The sequence below is a fragment of the Klebsiella sp. MS 92-3 genome (assembly GCF_000195655.1).
In the GTDB taxonomy this organism is placed as follows: Bacteria; Pseudomonadota; Gammaproteobacteria; order Enterobacterales; family Enterobacteriaceae; genus Klebsiella; species Klebsiella pneumoniae.
Window position 1 is genome coordinate 3,972 of sequence record NZ_GL882801.1, and the last position, 2,270, is coordinate 6,241.

Genomic DNA, 2,270 nt, shown 5'->3' on the forward strand with positions numbered 1-2,270 from the left:
GGGGGGGGGGGGGGGGGCCCCCCCCCGGGGGGGGGGAAATCCGTGTTGTCAGGAAGGGAGGTGCCGCACGCCTTAGTCCACGTTCTCGGCGCTGTAGAGGATAAAGTCGACTTTACCGTCGGCATAGGTTTGCGGCTGGTAGCCGGACTCCAGATGGCGCAGCATCAGGTCGATCGCCAGCTGGGCGTGCTGGCGGGTGTTCTGATCGAGCGTTAACGCCAGGCTGCCCTTCGCCAGCTGCTGCCGGGTGGTGTTGTAACGCTCATGGGTGATCCAGCAGACGTCGCCTTCGCGGCGGTGGCGGGCCAGCGCCTCGGCAATCTGGGTATTGCCAAGTCCGGTGTTATAGATCCCAACAATATTCCGGCTGCGGCACAGGGCTTGCTCCACCAGGCGGGTGATCTGCTCCCGCCGCTCCTCGCCCGCCAGCACGTCGCTGAGCTGCAGGTGGGGAAAGCGCTGGCTCAGCACCTCGCGGAACCCCTGAATGCGCAGGCGATGCGCGCTGTAATCTTGCCGGCCGCTGACCATCAGCACCTCGCCGGGCCGCGGCGTCATTCTCCCCAGCATTAACCCCGCCGTGCGGCCAGCCTGCAGCTGATTGATCCCCACGTGGCAGAGTCGGTCGGCGCCGGGCAGGTCCGTCGCCAGGGTGATCGCCGGGACGCCAGCCTCCCGGCAGCGGCGCAGCGCGTCATGCACCGCGGGATGGTCATTGCCGAAGACGATGATCCCCTGACGTTGCTGGCAACTGCGCGCAATGCGCCGGGCCAGCGTCGTCGGCTGCGACTCCGGGACAAAGGTGCGGTGCAAGGTCAGACGGCGATAGCCGAGGCTATCCGCCACGGCGGCAAAATCCTGCGCCAGCTGCGGAAAGAAGAACGAGTCATTGCTGCTGAGAAAGACCTCAATCTGCCAGGGAAAGCGGTGCTCCTCCGGCAGGATCCGCTTCAGCCCCGCCTCGCGCGCCGCCTGCAGCACTTTGCGCGTGGTCTGCGGCGATACGCCGCCGCGCTCGTTCAGCACCCGGTCAACGGTGGCCACGCCGACGCCAATCTGTCTGGCCAGCATCGCCAGTGAAATGTTTTTCATCGCCCCTCTCTTCATGATGGAAATCCATCAAAACGGCAGTGTCAGTGAGTTTAGCAAACCGATTATGGTGGCAGCGTCCCCTCGCCATTCTGGAGAAAAAAATGATCTGCAAACGTTTTGCCCTGGTAGGCAGTGGTTTTATCGGTCAGGTTCATGCCGCCAGTCTTGCCCGTCATGAAGGAAGTGCGCTGACGATGGTGGCCGATGCCGCCCCGGAGCGCGCCCAAGCGCTGGCCGCCCGCTATGGCGCCCGGGCGGTGACCGTGAGCGAGGCGATCCATAGCGACGCCATCGACGCGGTGCTGATCGCCAGTTCAACCCCGTCGCATGCCGAACTGCTGGAAGCCGCCGCCAGGGCGGGCAAGGCGGTCTATTGCGAAAAACCGATCGACCTCTCCCTGGCGCGCGCCCGTGAGGTGGTGGAGCGGGTGCTCCCCCTGAACGTGCCGGTCACTGTCGGCTTTAACCGGCGCTTCGATAGCAGCCATCAGCAGCTCCGCCGCCAGCTGGAGCAAGGGCTTATCGGCCGGGTCGAGCTGGTGCAGATGGTCTGCCGCGCCTCCAGCATGCCGCCGCTCGACTATCTGCGCAGCTCCGGCGGCCAGATGCGCGATCAGGCGATCCACTTCTTCGATCTCCTGCGCTTTCTCACTGGCGATGAAGTGCGCACCGTAGCAGCGATGGGCGCGGCGCTGGCCCTGCCGGACATTGCCGAATTTGGCGATGTCGACACCTCCATCCTGATGATGCAGATGCGCGGCGGCGCGCTGGCGCAGCTGGACAATACCCGCCGCACCGGCCACGGGTACGATGAACGGATCACCCTGCTGGGCGCCGAAGGCGCGCTGGAGTCCGGTAGCCAGTCGCCGGCGGGCCCTACCCTGTGGCGCGGCAATCAGCGCATTGAGCCGGGCCTGTGGCCGGACTGGTTCAGCCGGGTACAGGGATCTTATTACCAGCATCTTGACGCCTTTATTCGCTCCCTGAATGGTGAAACCGTCGCCGACCTGCCCGGCCTGCTGGACGGCCTGCAGGCGCAGGCCATTGCCGAAGCGGCGGTTCAGTCCCTGCAGCATGGCCAGTTTGTCGCCGTCGACGACTGTCGCTGAGCGGGTGCGAGGCAACCGCTATCAGGCGCTGCACCTGCCTTTATGCCGGGCGGCGGCGATGCCTTGCCC

Annotated in this window: 2 protein-coding genes; one reads left to right on the forward strand and one right to left on the reverse strand. The window is 65.6% G+C overall.

The genetic code is table 11. The annotated features are described in order from the left end of the window. Positions 1-72: 72 nt before the first annotated feature. Positions 73-1,092 carry a LacI family DNA-binding transcriptional regulator gene (locus tag HMPREF9538_RS15390; protein ID WP_004191476.1) on the reverse strand — a complete coding sequence of 340 codons (1,020 nt, stop codon included), beginning with the start codon at positions 1,090-1,092 and terminating at the stop codon, positions 73-75. Positions 1,093-1,193: 101 nt separating this feature from the next. Here HMPREF9538_RS15390 and HMPREF9538_RS15385 point away from each other — a divergent pair, with 101 nt between their 5' ends. Beyond that, a complete protein-coding gene (locus tag HMPREF9538_RS15385; RefSeq protein WP_004177011.1) occupies positions 1,194-2,201 on the forward strand; it encodes a Gfo/Idh/MocA family oxidoreductase in 1,008 nt (335 codons plus the stop codon). The last annotated feature ends 69 nt before the right edge of the window (positions 2,202-2,270 follow it).

Bases quoted from the DNA above. Each gene is read 5' to 3' on its own strand.
- HMPREF9538_RS15390 (WP_004191476.1), bottom strand. From the start codon at position 1,092: ATGAAAAACATTTCACTGGCGATGCTGGCCAGACAGATTGGCGTCGGC.
- HMPREF9538_RS15385 (WP_004177011.1), top strand. From the start codon at position 1,194: ATGATCTGCAAACGTTTTGCCCTGGTAGGCAGTGGTTTTATCGGTCAG.